Source organism: Streptomyces sp. NPDC107562, assembly GCF_055657325.1.
In genome coordinates this window covers 781,741-805,056 of record NZ_JBVKBE010000003.1, presented here as the reverse complement: position 1 = coordinate 805,056, position 23,316 = coordinate 781,741, and the positions used below count along the sequence as shown (strand labels likewise).

22 protein-coding genes and 1 pseudogene are annotated in these 23,316 nt (G+C 73.7%); 11 read left to right on the top strand and 12 right to left on the bottom strand.

From position 1 onward, the window contains the following. Positions 1-3 precede the first annotated feature (3 nt). From gnd to ACZ7LV_RS13775, 3 genes are read left to right on the top strand one after another with little or no spacing between them, the layout of a single operon-like run. Positions 4-885: a phosphogluconate dehydrogenase (NAD(+)-dependent, decarboxylating) gene (gene gnd, locus ACZ7LV_RS13785; protein WP_471938978.1), complete on the top strand. Its 882-nt coding sequence runs from the start codon at positions 4-6 to the stop codon at positions 883-885. 6 nt (positions 886-891) lie between these two features. Then, the gene (locus ACZ7LV_RS13780; RefSeq protein ID WP_471938976.1) at positions 892-1,479 is read left to right on the top strand and encodes a histidine phosphatase family protein; all 588 of its coding nucleotides are present in this window, start codon (positions 892-894) and stop codon (positions 1,477-1,479) included. 45 nt (positions 1,480-1,524) lie between these two features. Beyond that, positions 1,525-2,988, top strand: coding sequence for a membrane-associated oxidoreductase (locus tag ACZ7LV_RS13775; RefSeq protein ID WP_471938974.1), 1,464 nt, complete (start codon positions 1,525-1,527; stop codon positions 2,986-2,988). Here the strand turns inward: ACZ7LV_RS13775 and ACZ7LV_RS13770 are convergent. Then, entirely contained in the window at positions 2,975-4,756 is a 1,782-nt protein-coding gene (locus ACZ7LV_RS13770; protein ID WP_471939218.1) for a bifunctional sugar phosphate isomerase/epimerase/4-hydroxyphenylpyruvate dioxygenase family protein, read from the bottom strand. The two genes, ACZ7LV_RS13775 and ACZ7LV_RS13770, sit on opposite strands and share 14 nt — an antisense overlap. Positions 4,757-4,790: 34 nt before the next feature. Continuing rightward, entirely contained in the window at positions 4,791-5,666 is an 876-nt protein-coding gene (locus ACZ7LV_RS13765; protein ID WP_471938972.1) for a shikimate dehydrogenase, read from the bottom strand. A gap of 162 nt (positions 5,667-5,828) precedes the next feature. On the opposite strand from ACZ7LV_RS13765, the gene ACZ7LV_RS13760 reads away from it, so the two are divergent. The 4 genes from ACZ7LV_RS13760 to ACZ7LV_RS13745 all read left to right on the top strand — a co-directional run bounded on the left by ACZ7LV_RS13760 (position 5,829) and on the right by ACZ7LV_RS13745 (position 10,244). Then, on the top strand, positions 5,829-6,494 hold the full coding sequence (locus ACZ7LV_RS13760) for a TetR family transcriptional regulator (protein ID WP_471938970.1): 666 nt from the start codon (positions 5,829-5,831) through the stop codon (positions 6,492-6,494). Positions 6,495-6,646: 152 nt separating this feature from the next. After that, entirely contained in the window at positions 6,647-7,993 is a 1,347-nt protein-coding gene (locus ACZ7LV_RS13755) for an MFS transporter (RefSeq protein WP_471938968.1), read from the top strand. A gap of 191 nt (positions 7,994-8,184) precedes the next feature. After that, positions 8,185-8,553 carry a hypothetical protein gene (locus ACZ7LV_RS13750; protein ID WP_471938967.1) on the top strand — a complete coding sequence of 123 codons (369 nt, stop codon included), beginning with the start codon at positions 8,185-8,187 and terminating at the stop codon, positions 8,551-8,553. A gap of 200 nt (positions 8,554-8,753) precedes the next feature. After that, positions 8,754-10,244, top strand: a complete 1,491-nt coding sequence (locus ACZ7LV_RS13745; RefSeq protein ID WP_471938965.1) for an MFS transporter — start codon at positions 8,754-8,756, stop codon at positions 10,242-10,244. A 50-nt stretch (positions 10,245-10,294) separates the two neighbouring features. Here ACZ7LV_RS13745 and ACZ7LV_RS13740 read toward each other — a convergent pair whose 3' ends face one another. After that, entirely contained in the window at positions 10,295-10,831 is a 537-nt protein-coding gene (locus ACZ7LV_RS13740) for a hypothetical protein (protein WP_471938963.1), read from the bottom strand. A 117-nt stretch (positions 10,832-10,948) separates the two neighbouring features. Then, positions 10,949-11,374 carry a PPOX class F420-dependent oxidoreductase gene (locus ACZ7LV_RS13735; protein WP_471938961.1) on the bottom strand — a complete coding sequence of 142 codons (426 nt, stop codon included), beginning with the start codon at positions 11,372-11,374 and terminating at the stop codon, positions 10,949-10,951. Between the two features lie 77 nt (positions 11,375-11,451). Here ACZ7LV_RS13735 and ACZ7LV_RS13730 point away from each other — a divergent pair, with 77 nt between their 5' ends. From ACZ7LV_RS13730 to ACZ7LV_RS13720, 3 genes are all read left to right on the top strand, one after another. Then, positions 11,452-12,042 (top strand): TetR/AcrR family transcriptional regulator, encoded by a 591-nt coding sequence (locus ACZ7LV_RS13730; protein WP_471938959.1) that lies wholly within the window; start codon positions 11,452-11,454, stop codon positions 12,040-12,042. Continuing rightward, a complete protein-coding gene (locus ACZ7LV_RS13725) occupies positions 12,039-13,385 on the top strand; it encodes an MFS transporter (protein WP_471938957.1) in 1,347 nt (448 codons plus the stop codon). The genes ACZ7LV_RS13730 and ACZ7LV_RS13725 overlap by 4 nt, the downstream gene beginning before the upstream one ends. A gap of 67 nt (positions 13,386-13,452) precedes the next feature. Beyond that, positions 13,453-14,685: a serine hydrolase domain-containing protein gene (locus tag ACZ7LV_RS13720; RefSeq protein ID WP_471938956.1), complete on the top strand. Its 1,233-nt coding sequence runs from the start codon at positions 13,453-13,455 to the stop codon at positions 14,683-14,685. On the opposite strand, the gene ACZ7LV_RS13715 is transcribed toward ACZ7LV_RS13720, so the two are convergent. The 4 genes from ACZ7LV_RS13715 to ribA all read right to left on the bottom strand — a co-directional run bounded on the left by ACZ7LV_RS13715 (position 14,672) and on the right by ribA (position 18,772). Further along, entirely contained in the window at positions 14,672-15,820 is a 1,149-nt protein-coding gene (locus ACZ7LV_RS13715; RefSeq protein ID WP_471938954.1) for a saccharopine dehydrogenase family protein, read from the bottom strand. The two genes, ACZ7LV_RS13720 and ACZ7LV_RS13715, sit on opposite strands and share 14 nt — an antisense overlap. Position 15,821: 1 nt before the next feature. Beyond that, the gene (locus tag ACZ7LV_RS13710) at positions 15,822-16,874 is read right to left on the bottom strand and encodes a saccharopine dehydrogenase (RefSeq protein WP_471938953.1); all 1,053 of its coding nucleotides are present in this window, start codon (positions 16,872-16,874) and stop codon (positions 15,822-15,824) included. After that, positions 16,871-18,016, bottom strand: a complete 1,146-nt coding sequence (locus tag ACZ7LV_RS13705) for an NAD(P)/FAD-dependent oxidoreductase (RefSeq protein WP_471938951.1) — start codon at positions 18,014-18,016, stop codon at positions 16,871-16,873. The genes ACZ7LV_RS13710 and ACZ7LV_RS13705 overlap by 4 nt, the downstream gene beginning before the upstream one ends. A 96-nt stretch (positions 18,017-18,112) precedes the next feature. Continuing rightward, on the bottom strand, positions 18,113-18,772 hold the full coding sequence (gene ribA / locus ACZ7LV_RS13700) for a GTP cyclohydrolase II (protein WP_471938949.1): 660 nt from the start codon (positions 18,770-18,772) through the stop codon (positions 18,113-18,115). 38 nt (positions 18,773-18,810) lie between these two features. Here ribA and ACZ7LV_RS13695 point away from each other — a divergent pair, with 38 nt between their 5' ends. Next, positions 18,811-19,584: a creatininase family protein gene (locus tag ACZ7LV_RS13695; RefSeq protein WP_471938947.1), complete on the top strand. Its 774-nt coding sequence runs from the start codon at positions 18,811-18,813 to the stop codon at positions 19,582-19,584. 113 nt (positions 19,585-19,697) lie between these two features. Here ACZ7LV_RS13695 and ACZ7LV_RS13690 read toward each other — a convergent pair. From ACZ7LV_RS13690 to ACZ7LV_RS13675, 4 genes and pseudogenes are all read right to left on the bottom strand, one after another. Next, a pseudogene (locus tag ACZ7LV_RS13690) lies at positions 19,698-20,441 on the bottom strand (lysylphosphatidylglycerol synthase transmembrane domain-containing protein); the annotation flags it as partial. 236 nt (positions 20,442-20,677) lie between these two features. Next, positions 20,678-21,721, bottom strand: a complete 1,044-nt coding sequence (locus tag ACZ7LV_RS13685) for a class I SAM-dependent methyltransferase (protein ID WP_471938945.1) — start codon at positions 21,719-21,721, stop codon at positions 20,678-20,680. Then, positions 21,718-22,890 carry a glycosyltransferase family 4 protein gene (locus ACZ7LV_RS13680; protein WP_471938943.1) on the bottom strand — a complete coding sequence of 391 codons (1,173 nt, stop codon included), beginning with the start codon at positions 22,888-22,890 and terminating at the stop codon, positions 21,718-21,720. Before ACZ7LV_RS13680 ends, ACZ7LV_RS13685 begins: the two co-directional genes overlap by 4 nt. Next, entirely contained in the window at positions 22,887-23,285 is a 399-nt protein-coding gene (locus ACZ7LV_RS13675) for a 6-pyruvoyl trahydropterin synthase family protein (protein WP_471938941.1), read from the bottom strand. The genes ACZ7LV_RS13680 and ACZ7LV_RS13675 overlap by 4 nt, the downstream gene beginning before the upstream one ends. Positions 23,286-23,316 lie beyond the last annotated feature (31 nt).

Below are 23,316 nucleotides of genomic sequence, written 5' to 3'. Positions count from 1 at the left end.
GACATGCAGATCGGTCTTGTTGGTCTCGGCAAGATGGGCGGCAACATGCGCGAGCGCCTGCGCAACGCCGGCCACGAGGTCGTCGGGTACGACACCAATCCCGAGCTCTCCGACGTCAAGAACCTGGTGGAACTCGCCGACCGGCTCCAGGCGCCGCGCGTGATCTGGGTGATGGTCCCGGCCGGCGCCGTCACCCAGGGCGTCGTCGACCAGCTGACGAGTGTGCTCAAGCCCGGCGACACCGTGGTCGACGGCGGCAACTCCCGCTGGACGGACGACGAGAAGCACGCCGAGGAGCTCGGCAAGCACGGCATCCGGTTCGTCGACGCGGGCGTCTCCGGCGGCGTGTGGGGCCTGCAGAACGGCTACGCGCTGATGGTCGGCGGCGAGAAGGAGCACGTCGACCGGCTGAAGCCGATCTTCGACGCGCTCAAGCCGGACGGCCCGTACGGCTACGTCCACGCGGGCAAGGTGGGCGCCGGCCACTTCGCGAAGATGGTCCACAACGGCATCGAGTACGCCATGATGCAGGCCTACGCCGAGGGCTGGGAGCTGCTGGAGAAGGTCGACTCGGTCGACAACGTCCGCGAGGTGTTCCGCTCCTGGCAGCAGGGCACCGTCATCCGCTCGTGGCTGCTGGACCTCGCGGTCGACGCCCTCGACGACGACGAGCACCTGGGCAAGCTGCGCGGCTACGCGCAGGACTCCGGCGAGGGCCGCTGGACGGTGGAGGCGGCGATCGACAACGCCGTGCCGCTGCCCGCGATCACGGCGTCGCTCTTCGCGCGGTTCGCGTCCCGGCAGGACGACTCGCCCCAGATGAAGATGATCGCGGCCCTGCGCAACCAGTTCGGCGGGCACGCCGTCGAGTCGGCGGAGAAGTAGCGGGCCGTGGGGGATCTTCTGCTGGTCCGCCACGGTGAGACGGAGTGGAGCGTCACGGGACAGCACACCAGCTGGACCGACCTGCCCCTGACGGGGCACGGCGAGGAACAGGCCAAGTCCCTCGCTCCACTCCTCGCCGGCCGGGCCTTCGCGCGCGCGCTCACCAGCCCGCTGAGCCGCGCCGCGCGCACCGCGGAGCTGGCGGGCGTCGTCGGGGCGATATCCGATCCCGACCTGCACGAATGGGACTACGGCGGCTACGAGGGGATCACCACCCGGGAGATCCACCGCACCCGTCCCGACTGGAACCTGTGGACGGACGGGGTGCCGCCGGGCACCGAGGGCCACCCGGGTGAGTCGCCCGAGGAGGTCGGCGCCCGCGCCGACCGGGTCCTCGCCCGGATCGGGGACTTGCTCACCGACGGCGACGTGGTCCTGGTGGCGCACGGCCACTTCCTGCGCGTCCTCGCGGCCCGCCGGCTCGGGCTGCCGCCCGCCGAGGGCCGCCTCTTCCAGCTGGCGACGGGGACGGTGAGCCGGCTGTCGACGGAGCACGGCCGGCCGGTCGTCGCCGAGTGGAACGTGCGTCCGTAGAAGCCCTGTTGACATGCGTGGTCCGGCCGGGTCAGAGTCCCCGCGATGGAGATCGAGGACCTGACACCGGCCGAACGACGGGTGTGGCACGCCTTCGCGCGCGGGGAGCCGGTGGACTTCCGCTGCGCGCAGGACGAGGACGCGGCCGCGGGAGCCCGGTGGGGGCCGGAACGGACGGTGCGCGCGGTCGTGCTGCGGTCGCTGCTCCTGGGCGGCCCCCAGGAGGACGGCGAGATCGCAACGCTCCACCTGGCGGGCGCCCGGATCACGGGCATGCTCGACCTCCAGTACGGCGCCATCGACCACCCCGCCCGCCTGCGGCACTGCTACTTCGACGAGGTGCCCCGCTTCTACGGCTGCCGGCTGCGCGAACTGAACCTGAGCGAGTCGGTGCTGCCCGGCCTGGTCTCGCACGGCGTGCACGTGGAGGGCATCCTGCGCATGACGCGCTCCCGGTTCCGGGGTGTGGTGCGGCTCGCCGGGGCCCAGATCGCCGGCAGCCTGTACATGGAGGGCGCGGAGATCAGCGCGCCGGCGGCGCCGGAACCGGCGCTCCAGCTCAACCAGGCGACCGTGGGCGACGACCTGTGGGCACCCGGGCTGCGGGTGGAGGGCGAGATACGGCTGTCCGGCGCCGAGGTCGGCGGTTCGGTCAACCTCGACGAGGCCCGGCTCACCCGGCCCGAACTCGCCGCTCTGGACGGGGAGACGCTCAGCGTCGGCAGTCATGTCCTCGTGCGCCGCGCGCGCGTACAGGGCTGGATCGGACTGCGCGGCGCCCGGATCGGGGGACGCCTTGACCTGTCGTACACCCAGCTGTCGAACCCGGACCATGCCGCGCTGCGGCTGAGCAGCAGCACGATCGGGGAGCTCTGGATGCGCAAGGGTCCGCCCGTGGAGGGCTCGCTCAATCTGCGGCGGGCCCAGCTCGAAGTCCTCTTCCTGGAACCGGAGATGCTGCCCGAGCGGGTCCTGCTCAACGGTCTCGCCTACACCTCGCTCAACCCGCCCGAGCCCGCCGAACGGCGGCTGCCCATGCTGGAGCGCGACGGCGACGGCTATGTCCCGCAGGCCTACGAGCAGTTGACCGCCGCCTACCAGCGCATCGGCGACGACCGTGCCGCCCGGGAGGTCCAGCTCGCCAAACAGCGCCGCCACCGCGCGACCCTGCCCGTGCTCGGACGCTTCTGGGGGCACCTCCAGGAGGCCACCGTCGGCTACGGCTACCGGCCGATGCGGGCGGCCGGCTGGCTGCTGTCGCTGCTGTGCGCCGGCTCCGTCGTGTACGCCCTGCGCCACCCGCCGGCACTGAAGCCTGCCGAGGCTCCCGACTTCAACCCGGTGTTCTACACGCTCGACCTGCTGCTGCCGGTGATCTCCTTCGGCCAGGAGCCCGCGTTCGCCCCGCGCGGCTGGTACCAGGCGCTGGCGTACGTCCTCGTCCTGACCGGCTGGATCCTGGCCACCACCGTCGCCGCCGGCGTGACGCGGATGATCAGCCGCCAGTGACCGCCCGCAGGGTGTGCTGGGCGGCGAGCCGGACCGGGGCGTTCGGCGCGCCGTAGCCGCGGTAGCCGTCGTCGCGCTGGACCAGTTCGAAGAAGATCCGGCCGACGGTCTGCGTGTAGCAGTGGCGGAAGACGCCGTGCGCGTCCCGGTCGTAGAGGATGCCGAGTTCGCGGTAGGTCCGAAGTTCCTCCTCCGAGAGGTCGTGACGGGCCGCGAGGTCGTCGTAGTAGTTCGCGGGGACGGACAGGAGGCGGCCGCCGGCCGCACGGAAGCGGCGGGCCGCGGCGGTCACGTCGTCGGTGGCCAGCGCGATGTGCTGGGCGCGGCCCGTCTCACGGGTGGGGGCCGGCCCGACGGTGAGCACGATCCGGACGCTGCCGTCGGCGTTGGTGAGGGCGCGGCTGCGCAGCAGGCCGTAGGGGTCGGCGACATCGACGCTCTCCTGAGCGTCGAGGCCGAGCACACTGCGGTGGAACAACGCCGCCTCGTCGAACTGGTGCCAGGGCTGGGTGAGCGCCAGGTGGTCGATGTGGCGGACGTCGGTGGCGGCGGGCGCGTGGGCGAGCGGGGCGAAGTCGGCGCGCCAGCGGCCGGATCCGCAGAAGAAGAGCTCCGTGCCGTCGGGTGCGGCGACCGCGTCCAGCGGCGCGTCGCTCGGGGAGCGGCGGCGGGGCAGCACGGGGGCGAGGAGCGCCTCGGCGCGGTCGGCGGCGGCGACCGGGTCGGGTGAGCGCAGGCCGACGGCGGCGAGCTGGGTGTCACCACGCCGGACGGCCGGTCCGGTGTTGACCAGGATGCGGGCCTCGCCCTGCTGCCAGAGGTCCACCGGCTTGCCGCGGTGCCGGGCCGTGCGGGCGAAGCCGAGGGCGGCGAGCAGCGCGTCCACGGGCTCGGTGTCGGGGGTGACCAGTTCGGCGAAGGCGACGCCGGTGGGAACGGCGGGGGCGGGCGGTGCGGCCGCGCCGACGGCCTCCTGGAGCACCAGCAGGGAGCGGCGGGCGTCGACGGCGGTGGGCGCGGCCTCGGCCTGGCGGAAGACGTCGTTGAAGACCTCGAGCGAGAGCGGGCCGTCGTACCCGGTGCGCAGCACATGGCCGACCAGCCCGGCGACGTCGAAGCCGCCCTGGCCGGGGAAGCAGCGGTAGTGGCGGCTCCACTGCAGGACGTCCATGGCGAGCAGCGGCGCGTCGGCGAGCTGAAGGTAGAAGATCTTCTCGCCGGGGATGTCCTCGATGCCCCGGGGGTCGGTGCCCCTGGAGAGGATGTGGAAGCTGTCGAGGCAGGTGCCGAGCGCGGGGTGCCCGGCCGCCTCGACGACGCGCCAGGCGTGGTCGTAGGTATGGACGTGCCGTCCCCAGGCGAGCGCCTCGTAGGCGACGCGGATGCCGAAGTCCTGGGCGAGGTCGGCCAGTCGGGCGAGCTGGGCGGCGGCGAGTGCGTCGTCGTCCACGGCGAGCGGGGAGACGCTGGAGCAGACGAGCACGGTGTCGGCGCCGAGCCGGCGCATCAGCTCGAACTTGCTCCGGGCGCGGCGCAGATTGCGTGCGAACTCGTCCTGCGGCACGGCCTCGATGTCCCGCATCGGCTGGTAGAGGTCGATGCGCAGGCCGAGGTCGGCGCAGCGGGTGCGGATCTCCTCGGGTGTCAGCGGGCTCGCGAGCAGGTCGTTCTCGAAGATCTCGACCCCGTCGAAGCCGGCCCGGGAGGCGGCCGTGAGCTTCTCGGTGAGGGATCCGCCGAGGGAGACGGTGGCGATGGACGTCCGCAGGGCGGCACCTTGTGTTTTCCGCATGCCAGGACTCCTAGTTGACGGCGGGAACGGTGTCCGCCAGCTCGGCGAGGTCCGCGAGCATCCGTGTCCTGTCGGGTTCCCGTCCGGTGAACAGGCGGAACGCGTCCGCCGCCTGGAAGGCGGCCATGCCGCCGCCGTCGAGGGTGGCGCAGCCCACCGCGCGGGCGGTGCGCAGCAGTTCGGTCTCCAGCGGGCGGTAGACCACCTCCGCGACCCACAGTGCCGGGTGCAGCAGCTCGGCGGGGACGGGCAGGCCGGGGTGCGGGGCCATGCCGGTGGGGGTGGCGTGGACCAGGCCGTCGGCGCGAGCGAGCAGGGCGGGCAGCTCCGCGGGCTCGGCGGTGCCGACGCGGCCGGCACCGAAGTGCCGGCCGAGCGTGCCGGCGAGGGCGGCGGCCCGCTCGGGCAGCGCGTCGACGAGGGTGATCCGCCCGGCGCCGAGGGTGAGCGTGGCGTGCGCGACGGCGGCACCCGCCCCGCCGGCCCCGAGCTGCACGACCCGTTCCAGCGGGGCGTCGGGCAGGCCCCGCGCGAAGGAGGCGGCGAAGCCGGTGACGTCCGTGTTGTGGCCGACGGCCCGGCCGCCGTCGAGGACGACGGTGTTGACCGCGCCGAGCGCCTCGGCCTGCGGGGCGAGCGCGTCGAGGTGCCCGATGACGAGTTGCTTGCAGGGGTGGGTGATGTTCAGTCCGTCGAAGCCGAGGTCCCGGGCGGCCCGTACCAGGTCGCCGACGGCCTCCGGCGGCACGCCGAGCTCGGCGATGTCGATCAGCCGGTACAGGCAGCGCAGCCCCAGGCGGTCGGCCTCGCGCTCGTGCAGGGCCGGACTGAGCGAGGGTCCGATGCCGGAGCCGATCAGTCCGACGAGATACGAGTCCTTGGCCACCGTGGACCTCCAGTACGGCTAATGTACGAACCAGTACGTTAGTCATAGCAGGCCGGGAACCGGTGAGGGAAGACCGTGGGAGCGGTGGGGGAAGACCGCCGGACCGCTCGGCGCGGCCGGGCCCTAGAATTTCGGCATCCGCCCCGCGCCCGGAGGAGCCCGATGACCACCGTCGACGAACCGGCACGCCACGGTGGCCGGATCCGTGACGCCGCCCGCACCCGGGCCGAGATCCTCGACGTGGCGACGCAGGAGTTCGCCCGGGCCGGCTACGACGGCGCCCGGGTCGACGAGATCGCCGCCCGCACCCGCACCACCAAGCGGATGATCTACTACTACTTCGGCGGCAAGGAGCGGTTGTTCACGGCCGTGCTGGAGCGGGCGTACGGCGTGATCCGCGAGGCCGAACAGCAGCTGAAGGTCGAGCACCTGGACCCGGTCGCGGCCATCCGGCGGCTGGCCGAGCTGACCTTCGACCACCACGAGGCACACCCCGACTTCATCCGCCTGGTGAGCATCGAGAACATCCACGGCGCCGAGCACATCGCGGCCTCCGAGAAGCTGGGGAGGATCGGCTCCCCGGCCCTGGACGTGATCCGCCGGATCCTGGCGTCCGGCCAGGAGTCGGGGCTGTTCACGGCCGACGTGGACGCGGTCGACCTGCACGCGATGATCAGCTCGTTCTGCTTCTTCCGGGTGGCCAACCGGCACACGTTCGGCGCCCTGTTCGGCCGCGACCTGGTGGATCCGGCGCAGCGCGAGCACTACCGGACGATGCTCGGCGACATGGTGATCGCGTATCTCACGGCGGACCGCGCGGCGGGCTGACGGCGGCGCGGCCGGATCTCTTGACAGCGGGGAAGGGCACGCGCACCATCCCTACCCACCGGGACTAACTATCCAGTGGGTTAATTAGCCGAAGTTCCGGCCTGCCCCGCCGCTCACTCCCTCCGCGTGGGAGTTCCCTCGAAGGAGCCGCCGTGTCCGTCCCCGCCCCCGCCGCCCCGCCCGGGCAGCCGAAGAAGGCCGCGACCGCCGCCTGGATCGGCAGCGCGCTGGAGTACTACGACTTCTTCATCTATGGCAGCGCGGCCGCGCTGATCTTCCCCGAGGTCTTCTTCGACGAGTCCGACCCGGCCACGGCGACGCTGCTCTCGCTGGCCACCTTCGGTGTCGCGTACGCGGCCCGGCCGGTCGGCGCGCTCTTCCTCGGCCACTTCGGCGACCGGCTCGGCCGTAAGAAGATCATGGTCTTCACGCTGATGCTGATGGGTGTCTCGACATTCCTCATCGGCTGCCTGCCCAGCCGGGACCAGGTCGGCACGCTCGCCCCCGTGCTGCTCGTGCTGTGCCGCGTGCTCCAGGGCATCTCGGCGGCCGGCGAGCAGGCCAGCGCCAACTCCATGACCCTGGAGCACGCCCCGCCCGAGCGGCGGGGCTTCTTCACGAGCTTCACGCTCAGCGGCACCCAGGGTGGGCAGTTGCTGGCCACGCTGGTGTTCCTCCCGGTCGCGGCGCTGCCCGAGGAACACCTGATGTCCTGGGGCTGGCGCGTGCCGTTCTGGTTGAGCGTCGGCGTCGCGGTCGTCGGCTACGTCATCCGGCGCAAGCTGGAGGAGACGCCGGCCTTCGAGCAACAGGCCGCGGCCGAGGGCGTCGTGAAGCTGCCGCTGGCGGTGCTGCTGCGGGAACACTGGGCGGACGTACTGCGCGTGGTCGCCGCCGCGCTGATCGCCTCGGTCAGCACCATCTTCACGGTCTGGGCGCTGTCGTACGCCACCAGCGACGCGGTCGGCATGAGCCGCTCCTCCATGCTCTGGGTCGGCGCGCTCGCCAACGTCGTCGCGCTGGCCGCGATCCCCCTGTGGGCCACGCTGTCGGACCGCATCGGCAGGCGCCCGGTGTTCCTGATCGGCGCGGTCGGCAGCGCGGTGACCATGTTCCTGTACCTGTGGTCGATCTCCACCGGCTCCTACCCGCTGATTCTGCTGCTGGGCATCGTGGCCTTCGGCGTCGTCTACAGTGCCGCGAACGGGGTGTGGCCCGCCTTCTACGGCGAGATGTTCGCCACCCGCGTCCGGCTGTCCGGCATGGCGATCGGAACGCAGATCGGCTTCGCGGTGGCGGGCTTCGCGGTCACCTTCGCCGCGCAGATCGCCGGTCCCGGGGGCGACGACTGGTTCTCGGTGGCACTGTTCACCGCCGCGCTGTGCGTGCCGCCGGTCGTGGCCGCGCTGTCGGCCCGCGAGACGCACCGGGTGCCGACCGAGGACCTGGGCGTGCGGGGTGCGCGTGAGACAGCCCGGCCCACGACGGTGACCGCCTGACCGGCTGACCGGCTCGCCGGATCCCCCGGGCGCCTCGACGGCGTGCCGGGGGCTCCGGCGCGTGCGCGCCCGCGCCGGAGCGTCGACTACCGGCCGTTGTCAGTGCCGTGCAGAAGAATGCCGCGAAGAGAGATCAACAACGGCCGTGCCGGGTAGTCGGTCTCGACACCCATCCGCGAAAGGTCCCGATGATGCCGCTCAGCACCGGCCATGCGCACATTCCGCACGACCGCCGTCCGGCCCGGCAGGTCCCCGGTACCCGCCCCGCCGCATCCGACACCGCGCGCATCATCTCCGACCCCGGCACGCCGGTGTTCGTCACCGTGCACGCCGACGGCCGCCGCCGGTACGGCTACTGGCGGCCGCTCGACCCCACCACGGGCCGCGGCAGTTGCTACGTCGCCCTGCCCACCGACGAGTGCGACAGCCTGTACGCGGCCGGCCGGATCACCCTCGGCGAGCCGGTCGTCGACCCGTCGAGGACGACCTATCGCGTCCGCGCGGCACGCACTCCGGCCAGGGCCCTGCGGCCGGTGCCGGGGCCCGCGCTCGCGGCCTGACCGGATCCGGCGGGCCCGGCGTGCGCCTCCGGCCGCCGCCCCACTCACGACCTGGCCTCCCGTGGCCCCGCATGCGTCCGGTCGCGGGTCCTACGCCCACCTGGCGCAACAGCGGACCGTGCGACGTGTGGCCGGGCCGCAGGCTGGTAACCCGCACGTCGGCGGGTCACGGCGGCGGACGGCCGCAGTAGGGAGTGGCGATGGGAGCGGAGGCGGGCGGGCGGCAGGCCGACGAGGTCGACCCGAGACGCTGGCGCGCGCTGTGGGTCACGCTGGTGGCCGGCTTCATGAGTCTGCTGGACGTGACGATCGTCGCGGTGGCGCTGCCCTCGATGCAGCGCGACCTGGGGGCGACGGCTCCCGCCATCCAGTGGGTGGTCTCCGGGTACGCCCTCTCGTTCGCCCTGGTCCTCGTCACGGCGGGCCGCGTCGGTGACACGATCGGCCGACGGCGCATCTTCCTGATCGCCCTGGCGGGATTCGTGCTGTGCAGCGCGGGCGCCGGGGCCGCGCCGTCCATCGAGCTGCTCGTGGTGGCCCGGGTGGCGCAGGGTGTGTGCGCGGGCTGTCTGGCACCGCAGAACTCCGCCCTGATCCAGCAGATGTTCCGGGGCGCCGAGCGGGGCCGGGCCTTCGGCCTGTTCGGCGCCACGGTCGGCATCTCCAGCGCGGTCGGCCCGGTCGTCGGCGGGCTGATCCTGGCCCTGGCCGACGGCCCCGGGGGCTGGCGCTGGATCTTCTACGTCAACGTGCCGATCGGTGCGATCGCGTTGATCCTCGGTGTCCGGCTGCTGCCCCGGGCCGCGCCCTCGGGCGGTCAGCGGCTCGACCTGCCCGGCGTCGCGCTGCTGGGCGCGGGCGTGCTGTCGGTGATGCTCCCCCTGGTGCTCGCCGAGTCGGGCGGCGTCCGCACGCTGTGGTGGCTGTTCCCGGTGGCGGCGGCGTTCCTCGTGGCGTTCGTCCGGTGGGAGCGCCGGGTCGCGGCGCGCCACGGCCGGCCCCTGCTCGATCCCCGGCTGGTCACCTCGACGCGGGGGTACGTCACGGGCGCCGCCATCGCCACGCTGTACTTCGTGGGGTTCAGCGGGGTGTGGCTGGTGTTCGCGCTGTTCTTCCAGGACGGGCTCGGCTACTCGCCCCTGGAGTCCGGGCTCGCGGTGACGCCCTTCGCCATCGGCTCCGCCGTGGCCGCCGCGGTGGCCGGACGGCTGGTGGAGCGGCTGGGCCGGCTGCTGACGGTGTGCGGACTGGCCGCCGTCGCCGTGGGCCTGGGAGGAACGGCGCTGATCCTGCGGTGGGCGCCCGACGGCACGGCCGTGTGGCTCCAGGCCCTGGCACTGCTCCTCGGCGGGATCGGCAGCGGCTGTGTGATCTCGCCCAACGTGACCATGACCCTGCGGGACGTGCCGGTTCCCATGGCGGGGGCGGCGGGCGGCGCCCTGCAGACCGGGCAGCGGCTGGGCGGTGCCGTGGGCACGGCGGCGTTGCCGGGCCTCTTCTACCTGACGCTCGGCGACGGCGGTCCCGGCCACTACCGGTCCGCCGTCGCGTTCGCCGTCGGCTGCGGTGTCCTGCCGGTACTGGGCGCGTTCGCGCTGGCCGTACGGGACTGGCTGCGCGACCACCGGCGGGACGGGCGGGGCTGTCCCGACGAGGTGGCGCACAGCCACACGCACGCCTGCCAGCCCTGAGGCCGCACCGGGCGACGCGGGCGGGCCCACCGCGCGGGCGCGGGACGCCGTCAGGTCTGCCCGAAGGTCTCCGAGACCTGCCGGTGGCGCAGTTCCTCCAGCGTGCTCTGCTGGCTCTCGGCCCGCGCGAGCAACTCGTCCAGTTGCTCCGGATCGAGCCGGCGGTCGGTCTCGGCCAGCAGGCGCAGTGTCTGCCAGGCGGCGGCCTTGCCCAGCACCCCTAGGCGCAGGACCTCCAGCTCCACCAGCGAGGTCAGCGGTGAGCGGCCCACCAGACGTCCGTTGCTCTTCAGCCGTCCGACCTTCTCCGCGGCCCAGGCGAGGGACACCTTGTAGTGCCGCACCGGCACGTCGAGCGAGTCCATGATCGCGAGCAGGCTCTCCCGGTCGTCGGCGATCTCCTGGGCGATGGTGCGCAGGGCCGGTCCGGACGGCGACCGCGCGAGGGCTCCGGCGAGCGAACGGGCGCGGTCGCTGCCCGCGGTGGCGCCCGCCAGGTGGTCGTTGAGATAGATGCCCAGCAGGTCGGCGCCGTCCGCGGCGGTGCCGTCCACGGGTGCTGCGTCCGTGTGCGCTCGGTCGTTCATGCGGGTCTCTTTCTCGGGTGAGCGGCGGTTCCCGGGCCGATGCCGCCTCGGCCCCGCCGCACCGAGTACCCACCGCCCCGAGCAAGCACCGCGCCGCAGCGGCCCCACCCCGGCCCCTCAGCGCCGGGGAGCCCCGTAGGCCCGCTCCACCCGCAGGCGGATCACCAGGCGGCGGTCGCGGACCATGGCGGCGCGGTAGTCGTCCCAGTCCGGGTGCTCGCCACCGATGTCGCGGTAGAGGCGGACCAGTTCCTCGACCGTGTCGTCGTGCGGATCCGCGGCGACGGGTGACAGGTCGGCCGTCCCGTCGACGACGGTGTAGGCCCGGTGGTCGTCCGTGGTCACGTGGTAGGAGGCGCGCGGGTCACGGCGCAGGTTGCGGGTCTTGGCGCGGTCGTCGGTGACCGAGATCCGGACGACACGCTCGTCGGGGTCGTAGGCGTGCACGACGTTCGACAACTGGGGTCGGCCGTCCCGCCGGAGGGTGACCAGCACCCCGCCGTGGCCTTCGGTGAGCAGTCTCAGCAGCGCGTCCTCGTCCATGGCTGGGTCAACTCCCCCCGGTCCCGGACCATTCCCGGCGCGTAGACACTGTCTACGCCCCGTGGTAGACAGTGCCCATGTCCATGGACGACACCGCATCCGCGGCCGGCCTGCGCTCCCGACTCGTCGACGTCGGCGTCGACCTGGTGACCCGCGAGGGCGCCCAGGCGCTCACCCTGCGCGAGATCGCCCGCAGGGCCGGCGTCTCGCACGGGGCCCCGCGCCGCCACTTCCCCACCCACCTGGAACTGCTGTCGGCCATCGCCCGGCGCGGCTTCACCGAACTCGCCGCGCGCACCACGACGGCCACGGCGACGGACCGGGACCCGCGGGCACGGCTCGGCCGGCTGGCCCGGACCTACCTGGAGTACGCGCGGGAGAACCCCGGCATGTACGAGCTGATGTTCCGTCACGATCTGCTGGAGAGCGGACACTTGCGCCTGCGGGACACCAGCCTTCCGCTGTTCGGGCTGCTGGTGGAGCTCGTCGGCCAGGTACGCCCCGACGCCGACGCCCGGACCGTCGCCGCTGCCCTGTGGGCCCAACTGCACGGCATCGCCCAGCTGGGGAGCTGGGGCAGCCTGCAACTGGCCGTCGGCACCGAGGACCTCACCCCGCTCCTGCGCACCGCCCTGGAGGCCCACCTCGGCCCCGAAGGCGCACCGTGAGTCCCCGGCTCGCCCTGGTGAGCAGCGTGGTCGGCGCCATGGTCGTCGCGCTCGACGGCACGGTGCTGACCATCGCGCAGCCCACCCTGCAAAGGGACCTGGACGCGTCGTTCGCGCAGGTCCAGTGGACCAGCACCGGCTATCTGATCGCCGTGGCCGCCCTGCTGGTCCTCGCGGGACGGCTCGGCGACCGCCACGGCCATCGGCGGCTGTACGCCCTCGGCATGCTCGGCTTCGGTGCCACGTCGGCCGGGATCGGGGTGGCGGCCGACGTCGGCTGGGTGATCGGACTACGGGTCGCGCAGGGCGTCTTCGGGGCGCTGCTGCAGCCCGCCACGCTCGGCATGCTGCGCGCGGCGTTCCCGCCCGACCGGCTGCGCGGGCCCCTCGCCGCACGGACCGCCGCCATCGGGCTGGCGGCAGCCGCGGGTCCGGTCGCCGGCGGGGCGCTCGTGCAGTGCTTCGGCTGGCGGTCCGTGTTCTTCCTCAACGTCGTCCCGGCACTGGTCCTCGGCGTGCTCGCGCTCCGGGGCGACGGCCGTGCGGCCCGCGTACCGGACACCCGGCTGGACCTGCCGGGCGCGACGCTGCTCGCGACGGCCCTCGCCTGCCTGGTGCACGCGCTGGTCACACGGACCGCCTCGACCTGTGTCGTGGCGGCGGTGGCCGCGGTGGCGTTCGCCGTCCTCGAACGCCGTTGCGCACACCCCCTGGTGCCCAGGGACGTCATCGGCTCGCGCCCCGTCGCCGCCGCGCTCGGGGTGCTCACGGCCGCCTCCGCCGCCCTGTCGGGCACGCTCTTCGCCGCCACCTACGCCCTTCAGCACGCCCTGGGTCTCGATCCGCTGCGCAGCGCGCTGCTCACCCTGCCGCTCGCGACCCTGATGGTGGCGTCGGCGCCCGTGTGCGCGCTGCTGCTGCGCCGGGCGGGCCCCCGCCGAACGGCCGTGGCGGCCATGACCGTACTCGCCGCCGGCATCCTGGTCCTCGCCCCCGCCACCGGCCCGCTCCCCCTCGCCACCGGATTCGCCCTCCTCGGCGCCGGCTTCGGCACGGTCATGGTGACGGGCACTCAGGTCGTCGTCCAGCAGGCACCCGTGGCGTCGGCGGGAGTGGCGGGCGGTCTGCAGCAGACGGCGATGAACGTCGGGCCGGTGCTCGGCGTCGCGGTGGCCGCACCGCTCCTGGGCGCGGGCGGCACGCCGCTGCTCGTCCTCGCCGGTTTCGCCGCGGTCGGTGCGACCGTGGCTCTCGCACTGCCGGGTCCCGACCGGACGAAGGGCACGACTCGGACACGTCCCGATCATCCTGGCGCCCCTTCGCGTATTCCTGCGCGACGATGAGGTCTGAGGACGCGCGGGCGGGGTATCCCCGATCCCACCTCGTGGAACGGAAAGCGGAGGCAGGGCGATGGCAGTGCTGCGACAAGAGGTGGACCCCGGCGACGTGGGGCTGGACGCGAAGGCGCTGGACCGCGTCGACCAGTACTTCGCCCACTACGTGGACGAGGGCAGACTGCCCGGCTACCTCGTCTGCGTCGCGCGCGGTGGCCGCGTCGCGCACCTCACCACGCACGGCCACCGCGACGTCGCCGCCGGGCTCCCCGTCGAGCCCGACACCCTGTGGCGGATCTACTCGATGACCAAGCCGTTCACCGCGGTCGCCGCGCTGATGCTGGTCGAGGACGGCCGGCTGTCGCTGGACGACCCGGTCGCCCGCCATCTGCCGGCCTTCGCCGACGCGCGGGTCCACGAGAGCGGCTCCGGCGCCGACATCCGGACCCGCCCGGCCCAGCCGATGCTCGTCCGGCACCTGATGACCCACACCGCGGGTCTGACCTTCGCCTTCTACCACGCGCACCCCGTCGACGCCCTCTATCGCGAGGCGGGTCTGGAGTCGTCGGTGCCGCCGGGCGCGAACCTCGCCGAGACGATCGACGTGTACGCGAGCCTGCCGCTGCAGTTCGAGCCCGGCACGCAGTGGAACTACTCCGTCGCCAGCAACGTCCTCGGCCGGATCGTCGAGGTGGTGTCCGGGCAGCCGCTCGACGTGCACCTCGCGGAACGGATCTTCGGCCCGCTCGGAATGCCGGACGCCGGATTCGAGGTCGACGATGCGCAGGCGCGGCGGCTTGCCGAGATGTACGGCGAGAAGGAGGACGGCACCGGCATCGAGCCGATCCCCGGACTGCCGCTGAGGGGCCGGCCCCGGTTCCTGTCGGGCAGCGGCGGCATGGTGGCGGGCGCCTACGACATGCACCGCTTCATGGAGCTGCTGCGCCGCCGCGGGGAACTCGACGGGGTACGGCTGCTCACCCCGGGCACCGTCGACATGATGACCTCCAACCAGCTCCCCGGCGGCGCCGACCTGCGCTCCTTCGGCAGCCGCCCGGCCCATGACGAACCCGGCAACGACGGCGTCGGCTTCGGCTTCGGCGTCTCCGTGGTCATCGACCCGGAGCGCGCCCTGGCGCCCGCCGGACTCGGCACGTTCGGCTGGACCGGGGTCGCGACCACCACGTTCTGGGTCGACCCGGGCCGCGACATCACGGTGCAGTTCATGACGCAGGTGCGCCCGCGGACCTCGCACACCATGTTCCGCGACCTCAAGCAGCTCGTCCACGAGGCGATCAAGGACGCGTGAACGGGATCCCCGCGTCGGCGAGTTCGTCCAGCCACCGCTCGGACCGGGCGGCCGTCCCGGCGGCGCGGCTGAGTCCGGGCGGCAGCGAGCCGTCCAGGATGTGCCGGACGCCCACGGCCAGCGGGCGCGAGACACAGCGGGCCATCGCGCTCTCCTCCTCGTCCCCGACCAGGTCGAGGAGGTAGCCGCCCGACCAGGTCCGCCCCGCCGCGCCGCGCACCTCCAGACGGACGGCGAGCACGACCCGGTCGCGGTCGGTGTCGGTGGTCGGGTGGCGCCGCGCCAACTCCCCCGCCAGCGCGCCGATCCGGGCGTCGTCGCCGGCCCTGAGCTCCTCGAACACCTCCGCCCAGGCCTTGAGCCAGCCCTCCAGCCGCAGCGTGCCCCGCACGAAGGTGCGTGGCGTCCAGGCGGCCGGCAGCCCGTACTGGGCGATGAAGGGCACGCTGTCCCGGTTGGGGTAGACCTCGAAGGTCTCGCCGCCGACGGTGTGCGGACGCGTCGCCTCCCAGGGCCGTTGCGCGACCCTCGGCGCGCCGTCCTCGATGGAGCGGGCCGGTGAGCGCAGCGCGCCCAGGACCCCGGCGGGCGCCCAGCTGAAGCGGTACCGGAAGTCGTTCGGCACCGCCGGGACGCCACCGCAGTACGAGGTGAGGTGGTACGTCGCCGGGTCCGCGTCGCCGATCGCCGCGCGCGCCCGGGCGACGAGGCTGTGCGCGAAGAGGTGGTCGATCCCCGGGTCGAGGCCCGCCTCGGTGAGGACGGTCAGCCCGGCCCGGCCGGCCGCGGGCACCTGGGCGAGCAGCGCTTCGGAGACGTAGCTGGAGCAGGCGAAGTGGGCCCCGCGCGCGACGCAGGCGGCGAGCAGCGCGGCGTGCTCGGACGCGGGCAGCATCGACACGACGACGTCGCCGGGCGCCAGTTCGGCGGCGAGCGCGGGGAGCCCACCGGCGCGCGGCTCGGCGCGGCCGGTGAGGCCCAGCCGGTCCACGGCGGCGATGGCGCGCTCCGAGGTGCGGTGCCAGAGCCGTACCCGCTCGGCGGTGTCGCACAGCATGGCGGGCCCGCCGCCGGTGGACAGTCCCGCGCCGACCCAGTGGACGGTGCCGCTCGCGGGAACGCGCGCGTCGGTCACCTCAGGACTCCCTCTCCTCGACGTCCGGCCCGGCGAGCGCCGCCCGGAACCGGTCACGGCAGCGGCCCCACGCCCCGCCCGTTCGGAAGTCGAGCAGCTGGGGTGTGAGTGCCGCCGAGAAGTCGGTGCTGGACTCCTTCGGCAGCAGGGACGGCAGGTTGTCGATGGCGATCAGATCGAGCTCGGGCTCCTTGCGCAGTCGCCGTACGGGCTCGGACCAGTCGGTGACGCGGTCGTAGACCGGAAGCACGTTGAGGGGCGAGCCGACGTCGCAGGTGACGTCGCAGACCGTGCGCAGCCGCCGGGCGGGGTCGTCGAGGTCCCGCTCGCGCAGGAACGGCGGGACGGGCGTGGTGGCGAGCACGGCGTTGACCAGGAGGTCGTGGCCCAGCAGGGCCGGCCGGTCCAGGGCGCGGGTCTCGGCGAGGTCCCAGCAGGTGGGGTCGAGCCCCGCGGTCCGCAGGGCGACGCGCGCGCCCCGTCCGCTGCGGCCCAGGGCGCCGATGACGAGCGCCGTGACGTCCGGGTCCCCGGCGGTGGGACGCAGGGTCTCGTCCAGTTCCTCCTTGCCGGTGGGGGTCAGCGGGGCGGTGAGCCGGCCGCGGTGCTGCAGGACGGCGAGCGCGGCGCCCAGGTAGCCGGCCCAGAACCCGAAGGCGGCCAGCCGGCGGCCGTCGTCGTCGACCAGGTACTCCAGGTCGAGCAGGGTGCCGCCGCCGGCGGTGAAGCGGCGCAGCAGGTCCGCGGCGCCGGGCTGGCCCTTGTAGGCGTGGCCGAAGCAGATGTGCCGGTGCGTCAGGGCGTGCGGCCGGTCAGGGAGTTCCTTGAGTCCGAGGATCACCGTGCCGGGCGGCGCCGAGGCCCAGGAGTCCGGGGCCGCGACGCGGCAGCCGGCCGCCGCGTACTCCTCGACGGGGAACACCCGTTGGGGCGACTCCTCGACCGTGACGGTGATGCCGCTCCCGGTCAGCCGGGCGGCGTCGGCGGGCACGATCGGCGTGCGGCGTTCGGTTCGGCGGGTCTCGTGGCGCAGCCACAGGTGCAGCTCGGTCATACGAGGTTGGCCTCCGGGCGCGGGGCGTCGGCCGCGAAGCGGTCGGCGCTCAGGGGGCGGACGTCCACGAAGGGTACGCGGCCGAGATACAGGTCGCGCACGACCTCGCCCACGGCCGGCCCCTGGAGGAAGCCATGCCCGGAGAACCCGGTCGCGTACAGGAAGCGGGACGGTGAGGAGGCCTCGCCGATCAGGGCGTTGTGGTCCGGGGTGATCTCGTACAGGCCCGCCCAGCCGCCGGTGCGGCGCAGGTCGAGCAGGGCCGGGGCGCGCCGGGCCATGGCCTCGCACAGGCCGGGGATCCAGCGGTCGTGGGTGTCGGTGGCGAAGCCGGGGGTCTCGTCCGGGTCGGACATGCCCACGAGCAGCCCGGGACCCTCGGCATGGAAGTAGAGGCTGGTGCCGAAGTCGATGGTCATGGGGAGGCTCGGCGGCAGGCCGGGGACCGGTTCGGTGACCGCGATCTGACGGCGCAGCGGCTCCACCGGCAGGTCGACGCCGACCGTCGCGGCGACCTGTCCCGACCAGGCGCCGGCCGCGCAGATCACCGTGTCGGTGGCGATCCGGCCCTTGCTGGTCATGACGGCGGTGATGGTGTCGCCGCGCAGTTCGATGCCGGTGAGCGCGCAGTGCCGCAGGACGGTCGCGCCGTGGCGGCGGGCGGTGGCCGCGTAGCCGTGGACGACGGCCTCGGGGGTGCAGTGGCCGTCGTCGGGCGACCAGGCGGCGGCCAGCAGTCCGTCGGTGGTGATCAGCGGCGACAGGCGGGCGGCCTCGTCCGGGTCGGTCAGCCGGCTGGGCACGCCGAGGTCGTTCTGCAGCCGCACGCCCGCCTCGAAGGCCGCGACCTGCTCGGGCGTCGACAGCAGGAAGAGGTATCCGACCCGGTGCAGCCCGATGTCGTACCCGGTGTCCCGCTCGAAGCGGCCGAACGCCTCCAGACTGCGTGCGCCGAGCTGGATGTTGAGCTCGTCGGAGAACTGCGCCCGCACCCCGCCCGCCGCCTTCGAGGTGGAGCCGCAGGCCAGTTCGCCGCGCTCGACCAGGACCACGTCGGGGACGCCGGCACGCGCCAGGTGACAGGCGATGCTGGTGCCCGTCACACCGCCGCCCACGACGACGACCGAGGCTCGTTCCACCACGCGGCGCTCCTCTTGGTGGGGGTGGCCCCGGCACGCGCGCCGGGGCTGCTCTCCCGTATCCCCCTTCTGTCCGGTCGGGACACTTCCCGCTCCGGGTCAGGACCAGTGCGCGACCGCGTCCAGGTGCGGCAGATGGTGGTCCAGCCGCTCCCGCTTCGTCCGCAGATACGTGATGTTGTTCTCGCACGGCGGGATCAGCAGCGGCACCTGCTCGGCGACCGTGATGCCGTGCCGCAGCAGAGCCTCGCGCTTGCGCGGGTTGTTCGACATGAGTCGCACCGAGGACACTCCGAGGTCGCGCAGCATCTCCGCGGCGACGCCGTAGTCGCGGGCGTCCACCGGCAGACCGAGCGCCAGGTTGGCCTCGACGGTGTCCAGGCCCTCCGCCTGCAGGGCCATCGCGCGCAGCTTGGCGAGCAGGCCGATGCCGCGGCCCTCGTGCCCTCTCAAGTAGACGACCACACCGCTGCCTTCGGCGGCCACGGCCCGCAGGGCGGCGGCGAGCTGGTCGCCGCATTCGCAGTGCTGGGAGCCGAAGGCGTCGCCGGTGAGGCACTCCGAGTGCAGCCGGGTGAGGACGTTCTCGGTGCCGATGTCGCCGTACACCAGGGCCACTTGTTCGTCGCCGCGGTCGTGGTCGAGGTAGCCGACCGCCCGGAATTGCCCGTACACCGTGGGGAGCGGCGCATTCACGATGCGTTCCACGCCGGTGCGCTGCGCCGGCTTCGTACCGATGACGCCGATGTTTTCTGTCATGATCTGTTTCCTAAGCAGAGACGAAAGGCCGTGAAGAAATGAGTGGTTCGGAAATACGGTCGGCTGGAGCTGGCGCGGTGCGGCACGGTCTGCTGCCCGGGGACACCACGGAGGACGTACGGAAGCGGGGCGCCGATGTCTCACGGCAGGTCGCCGTCCTTCCCGTGGGCAGTTTCGAACAGCACGGGCCCTTCCTGCCGTTGGCGACCGACACGCTCATCGCCTGCGCCGTCGCGCGAGAGATCGCCGACACGTACCCGGTGCACCTCCTTCCTCCGGTGACGATCTCCTGCTCGCACGAGCACGCGGCCTGGCCGGGGACCGTCAGCATCTCCTCCGTGACCCTTCACGCGGTGGTACGGGACATAGCCGAGTCGCTCCGCCGCTCCGGCGTCGAGGCGCTGGTCCTCGTCAACGGGCACGGGGGAAACTATGTCCTCGGAAACGTCGTTCAGGAATCCTCCGCGCGAGGTGAGCGAATGGCGTTGTTCCCGGCCGCGGAGGACTGGGAGACGGCTCGGGAGCGGGCCGGGGTGCGAACCTCGCTGCTCACCGACATGCACGCGGGGGAAATCGAGACCTCCATCCTTCTGCACTCTCATCCGGAATTGGTGAGGCCCGGTCATGAGAGCACCGATTTCGTGGCGGACGACCGGCGTCATCTGCTCAGCCTGGGGATGTCCGCCTACACCGATTCGGGTGTCATCGGCCGTCCTTCGCTGGGGGATGCGGAAAAGGGCAAGGTGCTGCTGGCGAGCCTGGCGGAATCGTTCGGGGCGTATTTCTCGCTGCTCTGCGGCGACGTGCGGTAGCCCCGACGGTCGCGCGGGCCCGGGTACCAGCGGGCGACGAGGACGAGGACGCCGGGCAGACTCGCCACGAGGCTCAGCACGCCGTAGACCACCGCGACGGCCAGTCCGTCACCGGTGCCGAGCCCGGCGGCGCCGAACGCCCAGGCGGTGACGCCCTCGCGCGGGCCCCAGCCGCCGACGTTGAGCGGCAGGCTCATCGCGAGCAGCGCGAGCACCGCGAGGGGCAGCAGGACGACCGCGGAGGCGTCGGTGCCGGTGACCCGGGCGGCGAGCAGGAACATCGCCACGTAGCCCGCGAGGACCACGACGGAGGAGCCGATGACGCCCGGTCCGTTGCGCCGGGACAGCAGGGCGGCGCGGGCCTCGTCGATCAGGGCGCGGCGCCGGCGGGCGGCCGGGGTCCGCCTCCCGCGCACGGCGAGGCCGATCGCGAGGGCGCCGGCCGCGGCGGGCGTCAGCAGCAGGGCGATGTGGCGGGTCTCGTCGAGCACCGGGGACGGGACGGTCAGCAGGACCGCCACCCCGGCCATGGCCAGCACCACCTGGCCCGCGGTCCTCTCCAGCACCACCGAGCGGACGCCGCGGCCGAGGTCGCCGGCGCTCCGCCCGTGCCGCACCGCCCGGTGCACGTCGCCGAGGACGCCGCCGGGGAGGGCGGCGTTGAGGAACAGGGCGCGGTAGTAGTCGGCCAGCGCCGGTCCGAGCGGCAGCCGGATGTGCAGGCTGCGCGCCACCAACTGCCAGCGCCAGGCGCTGAACGCCGTGGTCACCAGGCCGATGCCGAGGGCCGCGAGCAGCGTGAGCGCGTCGATCCGCCGCAGCCCGTCCAGGAGGACCCCGGTCCCCACCCGCCACATCAGAACGGCGAGGATCACGACACCGGCGAGGGTGCCGAGGTGCCGACGCAGGGCCCGGGCACGAGGACGCGACGACACCTGAGCCGAGGCCACGGGCACGGAGGCACTCGCCCCGCGGGCGTTCTCCTCGGTGGCGTTAAACGCCGGGGCGTGCACCTGCGGGGCGCTCGCCGTTGCGGCGGGCACCTCGGTTGCCCCCAGGACGGGCACCGTCGGGGCGTTCGCTGTCGGGGCCGTCATGGGGTGCCGTTCGTGGGGTGGGGCAGGGCCAGGAGGTCGTTGTGGTGGACGGTGACGCGCAACTCGCCCGCGGCGCAGGCCGCGAGGCGGGCGGTGAGGTACTCGCCGGCCGGCTCCGCGAGGTCGGGCCGCTCCTCGACGGCCGCGCCGACCCAACCGCGCAGCCACTGGGCGGTCAGCTCGGCCTCGTCCGGGCCGAGCCGCCAGGGACTGGGCCGGACGTGCACGGTCGCGCCACGCTCGGCGAAGGCGTCGCACGCCGCGCCGACCGCGTCCGGGCCGAGGAGGCCGCCCCGGCGCTGGTGCGCGTTGAACGCCTCGGTGATCCGCGCGTCGAGCGGGTCCCGCGGGGTGAGTTCGACGCGGCCGGCCACGGAGAGGGTGAGCAGCGCCGGGCAGCCGGCCCCGACGCAGGCGGCGGCGAGGGTGTCGACCTCCTCGCGGGTCAGGACGTCGAGCAGCGCGGACGCGGTGACCAGCGAGGCCCCGGCCAAAGCGTCCGGGGTGAGACGGGCGACGTCGCCGCGCCGGGTCTCGACGGTGACGCGGCTGCCGTCGGCGCCGGAGCGCGGGGAGGCCACGGCGGCGAAGTGCAGGAGGTAGGGATCGCGGTCGTGCAGGATCCAGTGCTGGGCGCCGTCGAGCCGGGGCGCGAGCCAGCGCCCCATCGAGCCGGTACCGCAGCCCAGGTCGTGCACGGCGGCCCCGCCGGACCGCGTCGGCATGTTCGCCAGCCGGATGCGCAGCGGGTCGAGCAGGTCGTTCGCCCGGGCGGCCGCGTCCGCGCCCTCCCGCAGTTCCAGCCACTCGGGCGCGTAGCGCGGCTGTTCGTCCCCCGGGTCCGTCTCCCGCAGTCGCAGCGTGGGACGCTCCCCGGGGCGGGGACCGCTGGGGCCGGCGCCCGGTATGACGGCGACCGGGCCGGATGCGGTCTCCTCCGCGGACGCGGCGTCCGGCGCGGTCCCCGTGCCGGGCCGTCCGGGCACGGGGACCGCACCGTTGCTCCCCGTGTCCTGTGCAGCCGTCGTCGTTCCGCTCATGCCGCCCTCCGGGGTTCGCTGGGAAGCCGGCTCAGGACGCCGGCCAGGTGCTTCGCGGTCGTCGCCCAGCCGTCGAGCGCGGCGCGCCGGCCCCGGGCGGCCGACTTCAGACGGCGCCGTACGTCGGCCTCGCCGAACCAGTGGCGCAGCTCGGCGGCGAGCGCGGCCGGGTCCTCCGGCGGGACGAGGATGCCGGGGACGCCGCCGTCGGGGGCGCGGCCGAGCGCCTCGGGGATGCCCCCGACGTCCGTGGCCAGCACCGGGATGCCGCGCGCGAGTGCTTCGGTGACCGCCATCCCGTAGGTCTCGGCGTAGGAGGCGAGGACCATCAGGTCGGCGGCGGCGTAGCCGGCGTCGAGCTCGGCGCCGGACCGGGGGCCGGCGAGCTCGACGCGGTCCTGGAGGCCGTGCCGCGCGATCAGTTGCCGCAAGTGCGCCACGTACTCGGGGTCCTGGCCGAGACCGCCGACGCACACGCAGCTCCAGGGCAGGTCGCGCACCCCGGCGAGGGCCTCGACCAGCCGGTGCTGTCCCTTGCGCGGGGTGACGGCGGCGACGCACAGCAGGCGGGAGACGCCGTCGGTGCCGGAGGCGAGGGGGGCGATGTCGGCGCCGGGGGCGGCCACATGGACGCGGTCGGGGGCCAGGCCGTGATGGGCGACGAGCCGGCGGACCGCCCAGTCGCTGGTGGCGATCACGGCGCCGACGGCCCGCAGGACCGTGCGTTCCTTGGCGTCGAGCTCGGCGGCCACCGCGGGGTCGAGCCCCGTCTCGTCGCCGAGCGGCAGGTGCACCAGGACGGCGAGCCGCAGCCGTTCGGCCTCGGGGACTACGATCTCCGGTACGCCGCAGGCGACCAGCCCGTCGAGCAGCACCACCGCGCCGTCCGGCAGGTCGCGCAGCGTGCGGGCGAGTTCGGTGCGGGCGGCCGCGCCCGGCCGGGGCCAGGAGCCGGTAACCGGCTGCTTGTGGGCCCGCCAGCCGAAGCCGGGCAGGTCCAGGCAGACCCGCCGGTCGTAGGCGTTGCCGCCGCTGGGTGCGGCCGGGTCGTCGACGCCGCCCGGCATGACGAAGTGCACGGTGCGCAGGGACATGGGGACGATCTCGCCGTTCCTGGGGGCCGCCTGGGCGGGCACGAGGGAGAGCTTCTCCACGGTCGTGTCGGTCACAGGGCACGCTCGTAAGCGGCCCAGGCGACGTGCGACTCGTGCAGGGTGACCGTGATCCCCGAGAGCCCCTTCGCCCCCTCCCCCAGCGCGCCCTTGTGCACGCGCTCCGCGAGCCGGTCGGCGATGACCTTCGCCAGGAACTCGGTGGAGGTGTTGATCCCGGCGAAGTCGGGCTCGTTGTCGAGGTTGCGGTAGTTCAGCTCGCTGACCACGGCGCCGAGTTCCCGGGTGGCAAGTCCGATGTCGACGACGATGTTGTCGTCGTCCAGCTGCTCACGCCGGAACGTGGCGTCCACCAGGAACGTCGCTCCGTGCAGGCGCTGCGCGGGGCCGAAGACCTCGCCGCGGAAGCTGTGGGCGATCATGATGTGATCGCGGACGGTGACACTGAACAACGGACGACCCTCCAGGTGCGGGGCATGGATG